We start from the raw sequence: 15,760 nt of genomic DNA, 5'->3' as shown, positions 1-15,760 counted from the left end.
TACTGACGGGAGCCGACGATGACGCACCGCCCCGACCTGATCGACCCCGGCCGGCTCGCCGCCGAGGCGCCCCCCGCCCACCACACCTTCGGCCCGGACGTGCTCGCCGGCATCCGGGAACGGGCGGAGCTGGGCCGCTACCCGATTCGTGGCTGGGGAGCGCGCCGCGCCGTCCCCGACTTCGACGACCTGCTACTGCTGACCGCCAGCGCCTCGCGCTACCCGCTGGAGGGCTACCGGGAACGCTGCGACACGCGGACGGTGTTCGGGGCACGCCGCGCCGCCCGCCCGGTGGTGCTCGACATCCCGATCACCATCGCCGGCATGTCGTTCGGCTCGCTGTCGGCGAACGCGAAGGAGGCGCTCGGCCGGGCCGCGTCGATGGTCGGCACGTCCACGACGACCGGCGACGGCGGGATGACGCCGGAGGAGCGCTCGGCGTCGCGCACCCTCGTCTACCAGTGCCTGCCGTCGCGCTACGGCTTCAACCCGACCGACCTGCGCGCCGCCGACGCGGTGGAGATCGTGCTGGGGCAGGGCGCGAAGCCCGGCGGCGGGGGGATGCTGCTCGGGCAGAAGGTCGGCGCGCGGGTGGCGGGGATGCGCACCCTGCCCGAGGGCGTCGACCAGCGCTCGGCGAGCCGCCACCCCGACTGGACCGGCCCCGACGACCTGAAGATCAAGATCGAGGAGATCCGCGAGGTCACTGACTGGCAGATCCCGGTGTACGTCAAGGTCGGCGCCACCCGGGTGGACCACGACGTGCGCCTGGCCGTCGCCGCCGGGGCGGACGTCGTCGTCGTCGACGGCATGCAGGGCGGCACCGGCGCCACCCAGGACGCGTTCATCGAGCACACCGGCATCCCGACGCTGGCCGCCGTCCGCCTCGCCGGCGACGCGCTGGCCGACCTCGGGCTCACCACCGACGTCGGCCTGATCGTCTCCGGGGGCATCCGCACCGGCGCCGACGTCGCCAAGGCGCTCGCCCTCGGCGCGGACGCCGTCTCCCTCGGCGTCGCACCCCTCGTCGCGCTCGGCTGCAACGCCCCCACCTACCGCCGCCGACCCGTCCCACCTCCGGACTCCGCCCCCACCGGCGCCAGCGACAGCGCATACGTCGAGGTCGACGTGTCCGCGGAGTACGCGGCCCTCGGCACGGCACCCGGCCACTGCGTGCACTGCCACACCGGACGCTGCCCGGTCGGCGTCACCACCCAGGACGACACGCTCGCCGCCCGGCTCGACCCGGTCCTCGGCGCCACCCGGGTGGCCAACTACCTGCGGGCACTGGCGATGGAGACGACGATGCTCGCCCGGGCCTGCGGCAAGAGCGACGTGCACCGGCTCGAACCCGAGGACCTCGTCGCGCTCACCGTCGAGGCGGCCGCCATGGCCCGCGTGCCGCTCGCCGGAACCGACTGGATCCCGGGCCGGTGAGCGGGACCACGACCGCCGAGGTGGTCATCGTCGGCGGCGGCATCGAAGGGGCCGCGACGGCCTGGGCACTGACCTGCCGGGGCGTCTGCGACGTCCTGGTGCTGGAGCGGGCGTCGGTGGGCTCCGGCGGGACGGGCCGCTCCAGCGGCATCGTCCGCTGCCACTACGGGGTGCGCTCGCTCGCGGCGATGGCCTGGTGCGGCGTCCAGCTGTTCACCCACGCCGCGGAGATTCTCGGCGTCGCCGGCGGGGTCGGCTTCGAGCCGGTCGGCTACCTGGTCGGGGTGGGGCCACGGGACGCGGCGGCGCTCGCGGCCAACGTCGCGGCCGCCGCCGAGGTGGGCGTCGACACCCGCCTCGCCGACCCGGAGGAGGTCGCGCAGCTGTGGCCGGAGGCGGAACTCGGTGACTTCGCCGCGTTCGCCTACGAGCCGCGCGGCGGCTACGGCGACGCCTACCGGACCTGCCACGCCTACCTGGCCGCCGCCCGCCGCGGCGGTGTCCGGGTCCGCCAGGGCGCGGCCGTCACCCGCATCGTCACCGCCGGGGACCGGGCCGTCGGGGTGGAACTCGCCGACGGCGGCCAGGTCGCGGCCGGCACGGTGGTGCTCGCGGCCGGCGTCTGGTCGGCGGCGCTGGCCGCCGGGGTCGGCGTCGAGCTGCCGGTGCGGGCGCAGCGCGAACAGATCCTGCTGGTCTCGCCCGGCGCGCCGATCATCGGCCGGCCAGTGCTGTCCGATCTGGTCTCCCTGCAGTACGTGCGCCCGGAACGGTCCGGCGAGCTGCTCGTCGGCAACAGCGATCACAGCCGGCCCCAGTGGGTGGACCCCGACGCGTTCCGCCAGAGCGCCGATCCCGAGTACACCGAGCTGGCCGTCGGCCGCTTCGCCCACCGCTTCCCCGGCCTGCCGGACGTGGCGCTGTCGTCGTCCTACGCGGGCTGCTACGACGTCACCCCCGACTACAACCCGATCATCTCGACGACGTCGGTCGACGGGCTCGTCGTCGCGGCCGGGTTCAGCGGGCACGGCTTCAAGATCTCGGTGGCGGTCGGGGAGCTCGTCGCCGACCTCGTCGTCGACGGGGAGTCGAGCCATCCGCTGATCCCCGCCGCGGACTTCCGGCTGTCCCGCTTCGCGGAGAACGACCCGCTGGTCAGCCCGCACCCCTACGTCGGCGCCGGCCAGATGCGCTAGCCGACCAACCGGACGGGTCGAGAGGACGAGCCGTGCGTCGTCACGGCCCGTCGTGGGAGCCGTAGGCGGTGATGGACAGGAACCGGATCGGCAGCTCGATCAGGCGGACGGGCCCGTGCGGCCCGAGGCCGTCGAACATCAGCGCGTCACCCGGGCGCAGCAGATAGCGGGCCTCCCCATGGCCGTACTCCAGCACGCCCTCGAGCAGGTAGAGGAACTCGGTGCCCTCGTGCTGGAACAGGGGGAACACCTCGGCGGGCTCGCTGAGGGTGACGAGCATCGGCTCCATCCGCCGGTGCCCGCCGCGCAGCGTGCCCAGCAGCTCGTAGAGATGCCCGACCCGGTTGCCGTGGCGCAGGATGCGCGCGCCGTGCCCGGCGGGCACGAACACCGCCTCCCGCTCGTCGTCGACGCCGCGGAACAGCGCCGTGACCGGCACGCCGAGCCCGCCGGCGAGCCGGCTCAGGGTGGACAGACTGCAGGACGTCTGGGCATTCTCGATCTTCGAGAGCATCGCCTTGGACAGCTTCGAGCGGCGCGCGAGCTCCGCCACCGACAGCGCCGCGGCCAGCCGGTACTCGCGGACCCGGGCGGCGATGACCCGTTCGAGGGCCTGCTCGCCCGGCACGCTGGACACCGCTCCAGCGTAGGGCGTGCGGGCGGCGGCCCTGGGCGCCCGTCGGCAGGCTGGCAGATTCTGCAGTCCGACCCGGCCAACTCGGCAGTCCGCGGGAGTCCGCCGGCCCGCCGCGGCCGGCACGCTGAGGGCATATGGAACAGATGATGTTCGCGGCGGCCGTGCGTGCCGTCAACGACACCCTGGCCCGCCGCTCGGCCCACCATGGCGGCCTGCCCTGCCCCGAGGGTGCCCGCGCGGTCCGCGGCGGCGTCCTGGGCTGCTGTGACCTGGGCTGCCTGGACGACGCCATCACCCTGCTGGAACGGGTCCTCTCCCGGCTGGTCGAGGTGGGCCCCGGCACCCGCCCGGGCGCCGGTGGCGCGGTCCCGCACGGCTACCTCACCCGGGTGGTCCGCTCGAGCCTGGGCGATCTGCACCGCGAGCGCCGGCGGGATAGTGGCATGCAGCAGCGGCCCGAGCGCGTTCCCGACGCCGCCTGGGCGCGTCGGGCCCTGCCGGACCCGGCCGACCGCGCGCTGCTGGCGCACCTGATGACGTGGCTGGGCAGCGACGTTCCGGCCGTGCCCGGCACCGGGTGGCCGCTGCGCGCCTGGGCCGAGCGGTACGGCACCACCCCGGCGCGGATGGCCGACCGGATCCGGCGGGTGACCCGGGCCGTCGAAGCTGCCTCGCCCGAGCGGTACCGGCGCTACCTGGCCCGGCCGCTGGCCGACAAGGCGCCCGTGGTGCTGCCGTTCAGCGCCCTGCGCGGCGCGGACGTGCCCGTCGACGGCCCTGGGCGGCCCGTCGCCGGTGAGAGAGTCGGGGCCGGTGCCCGCGCCGCGGCGTCGGGTGGCGGGCGCCGGGAGCCGGCCCGGCCGCTGTGGGCGCCCACGCCGCCGTCCTCCGCGGCGGCGGACCTCTCCGCGGCGGCGGACGGCGCGGGCGCCGACCGGCGGATCGCCGCCTACCGGCTGGCCGCGCTCGCGGCGCAGGCCGCCGGTCTACACGGCACGGGTCAGGCCGGCGTGCACGCGCTGCGCGCCGCGCTGGTCGGCGCGTTCGGGCCGGCGGCGGCCGGCGTCGGCGACACCGACCTCGCCGCCGTGCTGTGCCACGCCGCCGCACCCACCGGACCGCGTTCCGGTGCCGGTCCCGCTGTCGGTGCCGGCGGCGGTGCCTGTGCCGATGCCGATGCCGATGCCGATGGCGATGGCGATGGCGATGGCGATGGCAGGGGCGGTGCGGGTGGCGGTGGCGATCAACGCGGGGACGCGGGTGCCGCCGGTGGGCAGGCGTCAGCGGCGCTGGGCGATCTGCTCGTACTGGCGGCCTGACCGTCGGCGACGACGAGGGCGGCGAACGGGTCCTCCCGGCGCGCCTGCTCGGGGACCAGCACGCCCAGCGGGCGATCGCCGGCGAGCAGCCGCAGGGCGTCCATCGCCGCGTCGACGGACGAGTCGAAGTAGGCGTCGAGGAAGCGGGGATCGCCGCCCCCGAGCACCGAGCCGTCCGCGGCGCGCGGGGCCCGGGCGGTCACGTGCAGCAGACGGGAACGCGGCGCGAGCAGCTCGCCCCAGCGGGCCGCGCGGGCGGCGAACTCGGCCGGCGAATTCGCCGACAGGCCCGCGATGGTCTCGACGAGTTCCGGCTCGGGCACGACCACGATGACGAGGACGTCCGGATGCGCCGTTCCGAGCAGGCGGGCACTCGGCGCGGTCGGCGTCGGCGGGTCGGTGAGCACGTGCGCCCAGACCCGCCGGGGCGTCTCGTCGGGGGCGCGCAGCCAGTCCCGCATGATCTCGTCCGCCAGGGCGAAGTCGAGCCGGGCGCCGCCGTGCACCGCCCGCGCGTCGCGCGCGAAGCTGCCCAGGCCCCAGCCGAGCGCCCTGGCCAGCAGCGCCGCCACGGTGTAGGAGCCGGTCCACTGCAGGCCGGTGACCACGATCCCCTGCGCGCCGACCCCGCAGGCGTCGGTCGGCGCGTGGTGGGCGGTCGGCTCGTGCGGCGCGGTGAACCGGTGAACGATCACCGGCGGCAGCGGGCCGGTGGGCAGCCCGCGCACGGACACCGGCGCGACGTCCCAGCTGCCCCCGGTGCGCTCGAACTCCTCGGCGAAGTCCCGTTCGGCGTCCGCCTGCAGGCTGATCGCGTCGACCCGTTCGAGCAGCACGTGGTCGGCGAAGTGGCAGCGGTGGCGCCGGCCTCGCCAGTGCGGCCGCACGGTCACCGCCCACCGGCCCTCGCGCGCCGCCGCCACCGCGAACAGGGCGCCGCCGGTGGCCCGGTCCGCCTGGGCGGCGCGCGCCCGCAGTGCCCGCTCCCGCTCCTGCGCCGCCTCCACCCGGCGCACCAGCCGCCCGATCGACGGGCTGTGCAGTCCGTAGGCGGCGAGCATCTCGCTCTCGTGCGCGCCGACCGCCCGCGCGAGCGCACCGATCGCGTGCGCCGGCACCGTCGTCTCGTTTCCGAGCCAGCGGCGCAGCTTGTGCGTGCCCCGCAGGTCGAGGACGGCCGCCACCCGTTCGGCGAGCATCGGCAGACTGATCTGCTCCCGGTTGAGCACCGTCTTCATCGCGTCCGCCCAGCGGGCCTGGTGCGGGTCGTCGCCGATCCTGGTCGGCAGGCTGTGCGGCTGGAAGCGACGCCCATGGGGCGTGCCCGGGCGCCCGTCGGCAGCGGCGGCGCGCGTCGCGCCGGACCTCCCAGGCTGCCTCACGCCCGCCTCACGCCCGCTGGATGCATCGCTCCATGGTGACGGATACCACCGGTTTGCCGTCCCACAGCGCCCGGGTACTGACCACAGTGTAGGCAGAGAATCACGCTTTGCGCTGATGGTTGACCGTGATGATGGAGGTGGCGACATGACGCTGTCCATGCACGAGGGCGCCGCGGGATCGGCCCCGCCCGCCCGCTGGGACCCGTTCCGGGAGATCGAAGAGGTGTGGAGCCGGATGGGCAGCCTGCTCGGGGACGTCGCCGGCGGTGCGGGTCGGCCGCTGGGGGTGCTGGCCGGGACGAGCCTGGCGGTCGATGTCGAGGAGACCGACGACGCCTTCATCGTCGAGCTGGAGCTGCCCGGGGTGCGCCGTGACGACCTGTCCATCGATCTGCGTGAGCGCGAGCTGCACGTCGCCGGCGAGGTCCGCGAGCGGGAGCGGACGGGGATCGTGCGCCGCCGATCCCGGCGGACCGGGAGCTTCGAGCACCGCGTCACCCTGCCGGGCGACGTCGACCCGGACCGCGTCGAGGCGACGCTGACCGACGGCGTGCTCACGGTGACGCTGCCGAAGGCGCACCGCAGCCAGCCCCGCCACATCGAGATCGCCACCGGCGCGGCGGCCGGCCCCGGCGGTGGGGCCGACCGGGAGGCGACCGCGGTCGGCGGGGCGACGGATTCCTCCGCTGCGGCGCCGGCCGCGGGACGCACCGGCCCGCGGCCGTCCGGCTACGGCTCGATGACGACGGGCGATGCCGCCCGCGGGGGCGCCCGGTATGACGCGGGGGACGATGCCGGCTACGGGCCGCGAGGCGACGAGCGCGGCTTCGGGGGGCGCGCGTTGCGCTGATCGACCGGGGGTCGCGGACCGCCGCGTGAGCGGTCGGGTTCCGGACATGTGGCTGAAGGGGCCGGGAATATGGCCCGTGGCCGGGCACACTATGGTGCGTCTGGCGACCTAGGGAGACTGTTCGTGCCTGGCACCCCGCTCCACGTCCGCACCCCGGCCGGGGAGGTGACGCTCACCGGCGACGCCCCTGCCGTCATCGGCCGGGCCCGCTCCGCCGACATCGTCATCAACGACGGCCGGGTGTCCCGCCGGCACCTGGTGCTGCATCCCGCCCCGGTCGGCTGGCGGGTCGAGGACATCAGCGCGAACGGACTGTGGCGCGACGGCCGCCGGGTCGGCGGCCTGGAGGTCGCGGGCGAGCTGCGGCTGCGCCTCGGCGCGGCCGACGGCCCGGAGGTGGTACTGCTGCCGGCCCGCCCGGCGATCCCGCCGACGGCGCCCACCCGTGGCCCGGACTCGGCGCCGATCGACATCGACGGCCTCGCCGCCTACGCCTCGCCGCCGACCGGAGCCTCGCCGGCGAACCCCTCGACCGCGCTGGGCGCCGCCCTGCCGGGGCAGGGGCCGGGTGGTCCCGCGTCCGGCGCGATGGCGCTGGATCCGGCAACGGCGCAGAGCGCGATCGTGCACGCCCGCCGCCGCGTGCACCCGCTGGTACCGGGCCGGATGCGGCTGGGCCGCTCCCGCGACAACGAGATCACCGTGGGTGATCTGCTCGCCTCCCGGCACCACGCCGAGCTGCACATCTCCCTCGGTGGCGTCGAGCTCGTGGACCTGGCGTCCGCGAACGGCACGTTCGTCAACGGTCACCGGGTCGGCCGCGCGCCGGTGATGCAGCGGGACGTCGTCGCGATCGGGCACCATCTGTTCCAGCTCGAGGGCAGCTCGCTCGTCGAGTACGTCGACTCTGGCGACGTCGCCTTCGAGGTGCAGGATCTGTCGGTGATCGCCGGCGCCAAGCAGCTCATGCACGACATCACCTTCCGGCTGCCCGGCCGCTCGCTGCTCGGCGTCGTCGGCCCCAGCGGCGCGGGCAAGTCGACGCTGCTCAACGCGCTCACCGGTTTCCGCCCCGCTGACCGCGGCTCGGTCCGCTACGCCGGGCGGGACCTCTACGGCGAATTCGACGAACTGCGCCGCCGCATCGGCTACGTCCCGCAGGCCGACCCGCTGCACGACCAGCTCACCGTGCGCGAGGCGCTGCTGTACGGCTCGGAGCTGCGCTTCCCCGCCGACACCACGTCGGCCGAGCGGCGCGCCCGGGTCGAGGAGGTCATCCAGCAGCTCGGGCTGTCCGCGCACGCCGACACCCGCGTCTCGCGCCTGTCCGGCGGCCAGAAGAAGCGCACCAGCGTGGCGCTGGAGCTGCTCACCCGCCCGTCGCTGCTCTTCCTCGACGAGCCGACGTCCGGCCTCGACCCGGCCAACGACCAGTCGGTGATGGAGACGCTGCAGGGCCTCGCCAAGGGCGGCGGCGCCGGGTCCACCGACGAGAGCGGCCGCACGGTCATCGTCGTCACCCACAGCGTGCTGTTCCTGGACCTGTGCGACTTCATCCTCGTGCTCGCGCCCGGCGGCCATGTCGCCTACTTCGGGCCGGCCGACGGCGCGCTGCGGTTCTTCGGCAAGCAGGACTTCCGCGAGTTCGCCGCGGTGTTCCGTGAGCTGGAGGCGACCCCGGGCGCGCAGATGGCCGCCCGCTTCCGGGCGTCGGAGTTCTTCGTACCCTCGGCGGTCGTGGCGCCCGCCGTGCGCAGGGCGCCACCGGAGCTGCCCAGCGTCCGCCAGCAACCGGTGCTCGCCCAGCTCGCGACACTGACCAGGCGCTACTGGCGGGTCGTCCTCGCCGACCGCTCCTACCTACGGCTGATCATCGCCTACCCGTTCATTCTCGGCATCGTCCCACGGGTGCTCAAAGCACCGGACGGCCTCGGCGCGCTGGCCCAGACACCGAACGCGGACGCGACGAAGGTCCTCGTCGTGCTCGTGCTGTGCGCGTGCTTCATGGGCATGGCGAACGCCGTCCGCGAGATCGTCAAGGAACGCGCGATCTACCGGCGAGAACGGACGATCGGCCTGTCCCGCACGGCCTACCTCGGCTCGAAGATCATTCTGTTGACGGCGATCACCACCGCGCAGTGCGTGGTGTTCACCCTCATCGCGGTGACCGGCCGCACGCCGCCCGAGGCCGTCGCGATCGGCTCGCCGCTGCTCGAATGCCTGGTCGCGGTGATCGTCGCGGCGCTCGCGTCGATGATGATCGGCCTGTTCGTGTCCACCCTGATCGACAACGCCGACAAGGCGATGCCGATCCTGGTCCTGGTCACCATGGGTCAGCTGGTCTTCTCCGGCGGCCTGACGTCCATGACGGGCAGGATCGGCCTGGAACAGATCAGCTACCTGGCCCCGGCCCGGTGGGGGTTCGCCGCGCTCGCCAGCACCGACGATCTCAACGTCGTCGGCAAGCTCGGCAACAAGGCGCTGCGCAGCGACCCGCCGGACCGGTTCTGGGAACACAGGGCGAGCATCTGGGCGCTCGACATCACGCTCGGGATCGTCATCGGCGTCGTCGCGCTCGCGCTGACCACGCTGATGCTGCGCCGGATCGAACCCAAGGTCACCCGGGTCGCCGCGCCGGCTCCGGCGGGCGGGTCCGGCGGACCCGGCGGTGGCGCCCCGCCGTCCGCCCAGGCCCAGCCGCCTACCGGCCGCCTGCCGCTCCAGCAGGGCTGAGCCGCCCGCCGGCCCGGTCGAGCGGCGCCCGTCACCGTCAACGCTCGGGGTTGCTCCCGGCGCCCGCCAGGCCGCGGCCGGCGAGCAGGTCGACGACCTCCTCGCACCAGAAGGCCAGGCCGCACAGCTGGTAGGTGAGCGGCCCCTCGGCCAGCGCCGGCCGGTTGTGCTCGGCCAGCAGATGCCCGGCGACCTGCACCGCCCAGCTCGCGGCGAACACCGGCAGGCCGACCCGGGGCCGCGCCGCCAACAGCGGCAGCGAGAACGCCACGCCGGGGATGCCCACCAGGTGGGTCAGCCGGATGCCCCGGCTGGTGTGCTGCGAGCGGTAGTACGCCATCTTCGCGGCGAACGGAGCTCCTCGCTCCGGCGGGCCAGCCGCAGGTGCGCGGGTCGCGGCGCTCGGGCCGGGGGCCGGGTGGGTGTCCTCATGTGGCATCTGTCGGCATCCTCTGCTGCGGCCGGTCCGCCCGGGCTGCCCGGTCCTGGGCCGGGTCTGCCCGGTCCCGCGGTGCATGCCCGGTGTGCGGCTCCACGTTGCCAGGTACCCGGTTCGCGGGATATGACCCACGCGTGGACGGGGGGCGCGCGGTTGCGCGGGTGGCATCCGCGGGAGCGCCGCGGGCCGCCGTCGCGCGGCTGCTCGTGGCGCTGACCGCCGCGACGCTGCTGCAGTGGTGCGGGTCGTTCGCCATCGCCCCGCTGCTGCCGCTGTACCTGCGGGACCGGCACGTCTCCGCCGCCGCCGTCGGCGTGGTGATGGCGGCGTTCTTCCTCGGTGCCCTGCTGTCGCAGTACCTGGCGGGCCGGGCCGCCGCGCGCCACGGTCCGCGGCCGGTCCTGCTGGCCGGACTGGCCGGGTACGCGGCGGGCTGCCTGGGGCTGGTCGCGGTCGGCGGGGTGGCGGCGACGGCGGCGATGCGGGTGCTGCAGGGCGCCGGCGCAGGGGCCTTCGAGGTCGCCACGCTGACCGCCGTCGCCGCCACCGTCGCGCCGGGCATGCGGGGCCGGGCGTTCAGCGCCGTGTTCACCGGCCAGCTGCTCGGACTGACGGTCGGCCCGCTGCTCGGCGGGCTCGCCGGCGAGCGGCACATGGACGCGATGTTCCTGACCAGCGGCGCGGCGGCCGTGCTGGCCTCGCTGCCGGTGGTCTGGCTGCTGCCCGCCCGGTCCCCGTCCCACCCGTCACCCGCGGTGACTCAGCTGGATGCCCTGACCCGCGTCGACCGCCCGGCGTTCGGGCGGCGGCACGCGCGTGGCCTCGCCGGGCTGCTGCTCATCGCGGCGTGCGGCGGGTTCGCCACCGGCGTCTACGAGACGTGCTGGAGCCTGCTGATGCGCCGGGAGGGCGAGTCGACGGCGTTCATCGGCGTCACCTTCGCCCTGTTCGGGCTGCCCTATCTCGTGTTCGCCTGGCCCGCCGGCTGGCTTGTCGACCGGCTGGACCGCCGCCGGCTGCTGATGGTGACGATCACGCTGCGGGGCGCGGCCGTCGCGGCCTACCCGTTCCTGCACTCCCGGCCCCTCATCCTGGTGATCGGCTGCCTGGAGGGGATCGTGCTGGCCGTCATCTATCCAGCCAGCCAGGCGCTGCTGGCGCAGGAGAGCGCGCGCACCGGTTCGGTGGGCCGCGGCCAGGGGGTGTTCGCGACGACGCAGACCGCCTGGACCGTGCTCGCCGCCCTGCTCTCCGGGGCGTTGTTCGCCGCCGACCCGCGGCTGCCGTTCGTGCTCGCCGCCGCCGCGCTGCTGGCCACCGTCGCGACCCTGCCGACGCTGTTTCGCCAGGTCGCCGGAGTGGCGCTGGGCGGGTCCGCGGTGCCCGCCGGACGGACCGCGGGCGGTCCGGCGCCGGCGCCCGGGCGGTGGGCGCGGGCACGCCGGAGGCACTCGCCGGACCGTGAATCGGTCATCTGATACCACTGGGAAGCACCATGACGCGGGGTATTGCCCTACTGGTGTGGCCTGGATGTCCGTCGGGTGTGCGTTGGCGATGGCGTGAAGATGGCCGCAATGCCGTCGGCCGGTTGCCCGGGTGTTGCAAAAGCGCAGGTCAGTGGTGTCATTTGGGTGTCGCTACGTTTACGTGAGGGTTATGTTGTCGGGGTGCTCGCAATGCCCGAAACCCGGCGTGGTGCCTCGATAGGCTGGCGCTATGGTGAGCCGACCGGAGTTCGCCGCCGTGGGGGATGGGTATGGAGATCGTCTTCTTGTGCGAGCAGTACCCGCCGATCATCTGGGATGGCGCGGGTGTCTACACGCACGACATCGCTCACGCGTTGGTCGCACTCGGTCACAGGGTTCATATCCTGTGCGCCCAGGGGCGGCATCGGACCGACGAGGATCATGACGGTGTCCAGGTCCACCGGCGGCCGCTGCTGCGCCTTCCGGTCAGTCGTTACCTGGGCCCGCTGGGGCGGTCCGTCCAGGGGGCGAACCATCCGCGCGACTCGTTGATGCTGCGGTTCGTCCTCGCCGTCTCCTACGCGTTCTGGCTGCGCCGCCTCGGGCTTCGGCCCGACGTCATCGAGACGCAGGACGGCGAGACCCGGGGGCTGCGCACCGCGGTGCGCCGCGACGTGCCGCTCGTCATCCATCTGCACACGCCGACGATGATGGACGTCCGGCTGCGTGAGGGCCGGCTGCACGGCCGGGGCGCGCTCGCCGATCGGATCGACCGCTTCTCCGCGCTGCGCGCCGACGCGCGGACCGCACCATCCGAACTGATCGTCACCACGCTGCGTGACTTCGGCTGGCTGAAGAAGAAGACCGACGCGGACGTCATCCCCTACCCGTTCGACCGCTCGCCGTACCTGGAGTCGGTGCCGCCCCAGGGCACGGACCGGACACTGCTCGTCGTCGGTCGGCTGGAGTGGCGCAAGGGCCTCGACGTCCTGCTCGACGCGGCGTCGCGGCTGCGGGAGCGGGGAGTGTCCCCGACCGTGGTCTTCGCCGGTCAGTCGTCGGGGACCATCGACGGCGTCGCGACCGGCACCTGGCTGGAGCGGCGCGCGGTCGAGCTCGGCGTCCCCTGCCGCTTCGCCGGCCACCTCAGCCGGCCCGAGCTGGTCAAGGCCTACGAGGAGGCACGGGTCGTCGTCGTGCCGAGCCGATTCGAGAGCTTCTCCATCGCCGGCCTGGAGGGCATGGCCTCGGGCCGCCCGGTCGTGGCCACCGCCACCACCGGCGTCGCGACCTGGGTGGCGAAGTGGGAGGGCGGCGCGGTCGTGCCGCCGGAGGACGCGCAGGCACTCGCGGACGCGCTCGAGCCCTACCTCACCGACCCGGAGCTCGCCGCCGCCGTCGGCGCCCGCGGCCGGGCGGGGACCGCGGAGCTGGAGCCGCGGCGCATCGCCGAGCTGCGGGTCGCCGTCTACCAGAAGGCCGTCGACCGGCATCGCGCGCGGCGGGCCCGCCGGCCGCTGGCCCGGCACTGATCATCATCCCCGCTCCGGTGCCGCGCCGCCTAGGCTCGGCGGCATGACTGCGCTGGCCGGGCTCGCCGGCATCGACCTCGAACATCCGGTCATGAACGCGGCCGGCACCTGCAAGTCGATGGCCGACGTCGAGGCCTTCGCGCGCAGCGCGGTCGCGGCGGTCATGGTCGGGTCCATCACGGTGCACGCACGGGCCGGCAACACCGGCAACGTCTACTGGCCCGGCCCGTCGTACTCGGTGAACGCCCTCGGCCTGCCCAACCGTGGGCTGGACTACTACGCCGAGCACCTGCCGCGGATGGTGTCGACCGCGCACGCCGCCGGCAAGCCGCTCGTCGTGAGCGTCGCCGGGTTCGACGTCGCCGAGTACCGCCAGCTCGTCGAGGCCGTGGCACCGACCGGCGTCGACCTCATCGAGGTGAACCTCGCCTGCCCGAACGTCTGGGACGGCGGCGCGCAGAAGCGGATCGCCTGCTTCGACCCGAACCAGACGGCCGCGATCTGCGCGGCCGTCGGGGACGCGCTGAGTGCCCGCGCCGCCGAGGGCGCCCCGGCCGTCCCGTACGGGGTGAAGATCTCGCCGTTCTCCGATCCGGCGGCGCTCGGCGAGCTCGCGGCGCTGCTCGGTGACCTCGCGGCGGCCGGGCCGGTCGGGTCTGCCGGGCTGGTCGGGTCTGCCGGGCCGCGGTTCGTCACCGCGGTGAACACGTTCCCGAACGCCCTCGTCCTGGACGCCGGTCACCGGCCCGTCATCGACGTGGAACTGGCTGGGCTCAGCGGCCCGGCACTGCGGCCGATCGGCCTCGGCCAGGTCCGCCAGCTGCGCCGCCTGCTGCCGGACACCGTCGACGTCGTCGGTGTCGGCGGCATCGGCGAGGGATGGCACGTCGCCGAGTACCTGCGGGCCGGCGCGGTCGCCGTGCAGGCCGCCACCGCCTTCTGGAACCGGGGCGAGGATCCGTCCGTGTTCGGAACGATCCTGTCCGGCTGGGCCGACCTCGACGTCGCCGACCTCGGCGCACGGGACGACCTGCCCGTGTCGTGAGGGCGCCCCGGGCCGCCGGCGGTCAGCCGCCCGTGGCCAGGCTGCGTGCGGCCGGCGGGCCTGCCGGCTCACCCCCGGCCGGGGCAGCGGCGACCCGCGCGCCCCCGCCCGGTACCAGGGAGATCCGCCGATCAGGCGGCGGGAAGGTGAGCCGCAGGGTGAACGCGGTGGCCGTCGGCCCGTGGGTGCGCAGGTGCCGGACCCGCTCCTCGGCCTCCTCGGCACCCGGCTCGTGCCCGACGGGCACCCACCACAGCGCGTTCGTCGCCCGGTCGGTCGGATGGAACCAGTCCCGGCGGTGGCGCAGGAACGCGCCATGCCCCTGGCGAAGCACGAAGTCGGCGAGCGCGTCCACCGACTCCCACACCGTCAGGTTCACGATGGCGGTCAGCTGGGCGGCCGAACCGAGACGGAAGGTGTGCACGGCCGTCGCGCTGGGACCGGGCGTGCGCCGCCAGACGAATCCGGGCTGGCCGTCGCCGGTGTCGGCCGCCGGCGCGAGCCCGGCGACGAGGTCATCCGGCGCGGAGGAGTCGAGCGGGGCGCGTACTCGGGCGATGTTCACCTGGGCCAGATGGTAACCCGTCATGAAAGCAGCCTAGAGATGTCCCCCGCCATCCGCCAGGAACGACGCGCAATCACGGGCTGATGGCCACCGGGGTGCCGACCGGCACCATTCCCGCCAGTTTTATGATGTCCTCGTTACGAAGACGGACACAGCCCAGGCTGGCATCGGTCCCGACCAGGTCCGGACGGTTCGTGCCGTGCAGGCCGATGATGCCATCCGCGCCGTTGAAGCTGGTAATGACGTCGGAGAAGCCGGACAGGCCGAAGGCGAGCGGCCCCCACGGCCCGGCCGGATCCGACGGGCGGAGCAGTTCGGTCAGGTAGAACTCACCGGATGGCGTGGGTGTGGTGCCCGTACCGATGCCGACCGGAAGCCGGGCGAGGACGGCACCGTCACGCAGCACGGTCAGGCGATGCGCCGCGCGATCGACCCGCAGCGCGTACGGCGTCTCGCTCAGGCGGACGTCGGCCGCGCGCAGCCAGCCTCGCGAGCCGTTCGGCCGCACCGGCAGCAGGACCTGGAGCCAGTCGGCCCACCGCCGCACGACCGCGAAGACCAGCGGGGCACCCTGCTCGTTCGGGTTGGCCAGCCGGCCGCGTGCCGTGTCCTGGTTCGGGTCCGCGTACCAGGTGATCTCGGGGTTCACCGCCCAGGCGACGAGATGGCGCCCCGCGGCCGGAGCCGCCGTGGGGCGGGGCGCGTGGGCGGCGGGCGTCGTCGTCGTGGGCGGGCGAGGAGCGGGTGGGTCGCCGCCCGCGCAGGCCGAGAGCATCCCGACGGCGATCATCTCGACGGCGAGCAGGCCTGCGGCGAGCGGACCGCAGGCGCATCGGTGGCGGCCGGTTCCGCGTGGTCGCGTTCGTCGTGTCGCGCGGTCTGGATCGGCGTCCGGCAGGTGGACGGCCGTTCGGCGCGTCGCCATGGTGCTGACCATCCGAACCCCCTCCGTCGCCGACAGGCTACTTCAGGTGACCGACGGTCGCCGTGGCCTGCCTGCCCCGCATGGCTGTCGATCGTCGGACGGGGCCCGGTGATCGTGTGGGCGTGGCGCGGCGGCGCGGTTAGGCTCGGCCACGGTTTCGGCCGGCGGGTGTCCGGCGGTGAGACGGGAAATCCGGCGAACAGACGGGGGAACTGTGTCCAGACCTGGTGTGAC

13 protein-coding genes are annotated in these 15,760 nt (G+C 74.7%); 8 read left to right on the top strand and 5 right to left on the bottom strand.

The window, feature by feature from the left end; genetic code table 11:
* The first annotated feature begins 18 nt into the window (after positions 1-18).
* A complete protein-coding gene (locus C1A33_RS20925; RefSeq protein ID WP_101833115.1) occupies positions 19-1,437 on the top strand; it encodes an FMN-binding glutamate synthase family protein in 1,419 nt (472 codons plus the stop codon).
* Positions 1,434-2,633: an NAD(P)/FAD-dependent oxidoreductase gene (locus C1A33_RS20920; RefSeq protein ID WP_101833114.1), complete on the top strand. Its 1,200-nt coding sequence runs from the start codon at positions 1,434-1,436 to the stop codon at positions 2,631-2,633. The genes C1A33_RS20925 and C1A33_RS20920 overlap by 4 nt, the downstream gene beginning before the upstream one ends.
* A gap of 40 nt (positions 2,634-2,673) precedes the next feature.
* Here C1A33_RS20920 and C1A33_RS20915 read toward each other — a convergent pair whose 3' ends face one another.
* Complete coding sequence (locus C1A33_RS20915; protein WP_101833113.1) at positions 2,674-3,270, bottom strand: helix-turn-helix domain-containing protein; 597 nt, start codon at positions 3,268-3,270, stop codon at positions 2,674-2,676.
* 134 nt (positions 3,271-3,404) lie between these two features.
* Here C1A33_RS20915 and C1A33_RS33810 point away from each other — a divergent pair, with 134 nt between their 5' ends.
* Positions 3,405-4,589, top strand: coding sequence for a hypothetical protein (locus tag C1A33_RS33810; RefSeq protein ID WP_207770409.1), 1,185 nt, complete (start codon positions 3,405-3,407; stop codon positions 4,587-4,589).
* On the opposite strand, the gene C1A33_RS20910 is transcribed toward C1A33_RS33810, so the two are convergent.
* Positions 4,514-5,971, bottom strand: a complete 1,458-nt coding sequence (locus C1A33_RS20910) for a hypothetical protein (RefSeq protein ID WP_207770408.1) — start codon at positions 5,969-5,971, stop codon at positions 4,514-4,516. The genes C1A33_RS33810 and C1A33_RS20910 overlap by 76 nt on opposite strands.
* Positions 5,972-6,116: 145 nt before the next feature.
* On the opposite strand from C1A33_RS20910, the gene C1A33_RS20905 reads away from it, so the two are divergent.
* Both C1A33_RS20905 and C1A33_RS20900 read left to right on the top strand, forming a co-directional pair.
* On the top strand, positions 6,117-6,821 hold the full coding sequence (locus tag C1A33_RS20905; RefSeq protein WP_243407772.1) for an Hsp20/alpha crystallin family protein: 705 nt from the start codon (positions 6,117-6,119) through the stop codon (positions 6,819-6,821).
* A 123-nt stretch (positions 6,822-6,944) separates the two neighbouring features.
* Positions 6,945-9,554: an ATP-binding cassette domain-containing protein gene (locus C1A33_RS20900; protein ID WP_101833112.1), complete on the top strand. Its 2,610-nt coding sequence runs from the start codon at positions 6,945-6,947 to the stop codon at positions 9,552-9,554.
* A 37-nt stretch (positions 9,555-9,591) separates the two neighbouring features.
* On the opposite strand, the gene C1A33_RS20895 is transcribed toward C1A33_RS20900, so the two are convergent.
* Positions 9,592-9,993: a DUF962 domain-containing protein gene (locus tag C1A33_RS20895; protein WP_101833111.1), complete on the bottom strand. Its 402-nt coding sequence runs from the start codon at positions 9,991-9,993 to the stop codon at positions 9,592-9,594.
* 161 nt (positions 9,994-10,154) lie between these two features.
* Here C1A33_RS20895 and C1A33_RS20890 point away from each other — a divergent pair, with 161 nt between their 5' ends.
* The 3 genes from C1A33_RS20890 to C1A33_RS20880 all read left to right on the top strand — a co-directional run bounded on the left by C1A33_RS20890 (position 10,155) and on the right by C1A33_RS20880 (position 14,036).
* Positions 10,155-11,471: an MFS transporter gene (locus C1A33_RS20890; RefSeq protein WP_101833110.1), complete on the top strand. Its 1,317-nt coding sequence runs from the start codon at positions 10,155-10,157 to the stop codon at positions 11,469-11,471.
* Positions 11,472-11,749: 278 nt separating this feature from the next.
* Complete coding sequence (locus C1A33_RS20885) at positions 11,750-12,991, top strand: glycosyltransferase family 4 protein (RefSeq protein ID WP_101833109.1); 1,242 nt, start codon at positions 11,750-11,752, stop codon at positions 12,989-12,991.
* Positions 12,992-13,034: 43 nt separating this feature from the next.
* Positions 13,035-14,036: a beta/alpha barrel domain-containing protein gene (locus C1A33_RS20880; protein WP_423748114.1), complete on the top strand. Its 1,002-nt coding sequence runs from the start codon at positions 13,035-13,037 to the stop codon at positions 14,034-14,036.
* 22 nt (positions 14,037-14,058) lie between these two features.
* Here C1A33_RS20880 and C1A33_RS20875 read toward each other — a convergent pair whose 3' ends face one another.
* Together C1A33_RS20875 and C1A33_RS20870 are read right to left on the bottom strand one after the other, a co-directional pair.
* Positions 14,059-14,625, bottom strand: a complete 567-nt coding sequence (locus tag C1A33_RS20875) for a DUF3291 domain-containing protein (RefSeq protein WP_101833108.1) — start codon at positions 14,623-14,625, stop codon at positions 14,059-14,061.
* Between the two features lie 49 nt (positions 14,626-14,674).
* Entirely contained in the window at positions 14,675-15,538 is an 864-nt protein-coding gene (locus tag C1A33_RS20870) for a L,D-transpeptidase (protein WP_101833107.1), read from the bottom strand.
* Positions 15,539-15,760: the final 222 nt, after the last annotated feature.

It is taken from the genome of Frankia canadensis, from assembly GCF_900197875.1.
In the GTDB taxonomy this organism is placed as follows: Bacteria; Actinomycetota; Actinomycetes; order Frankiales; family Frankiaceae; genus Frankia; species Frankia canadensis.
The sequence above is the reverse complement of the archived record's forward strand: the minus strand, read 5'-3'. Positions and strand labels throughout refer to the sequence as shown.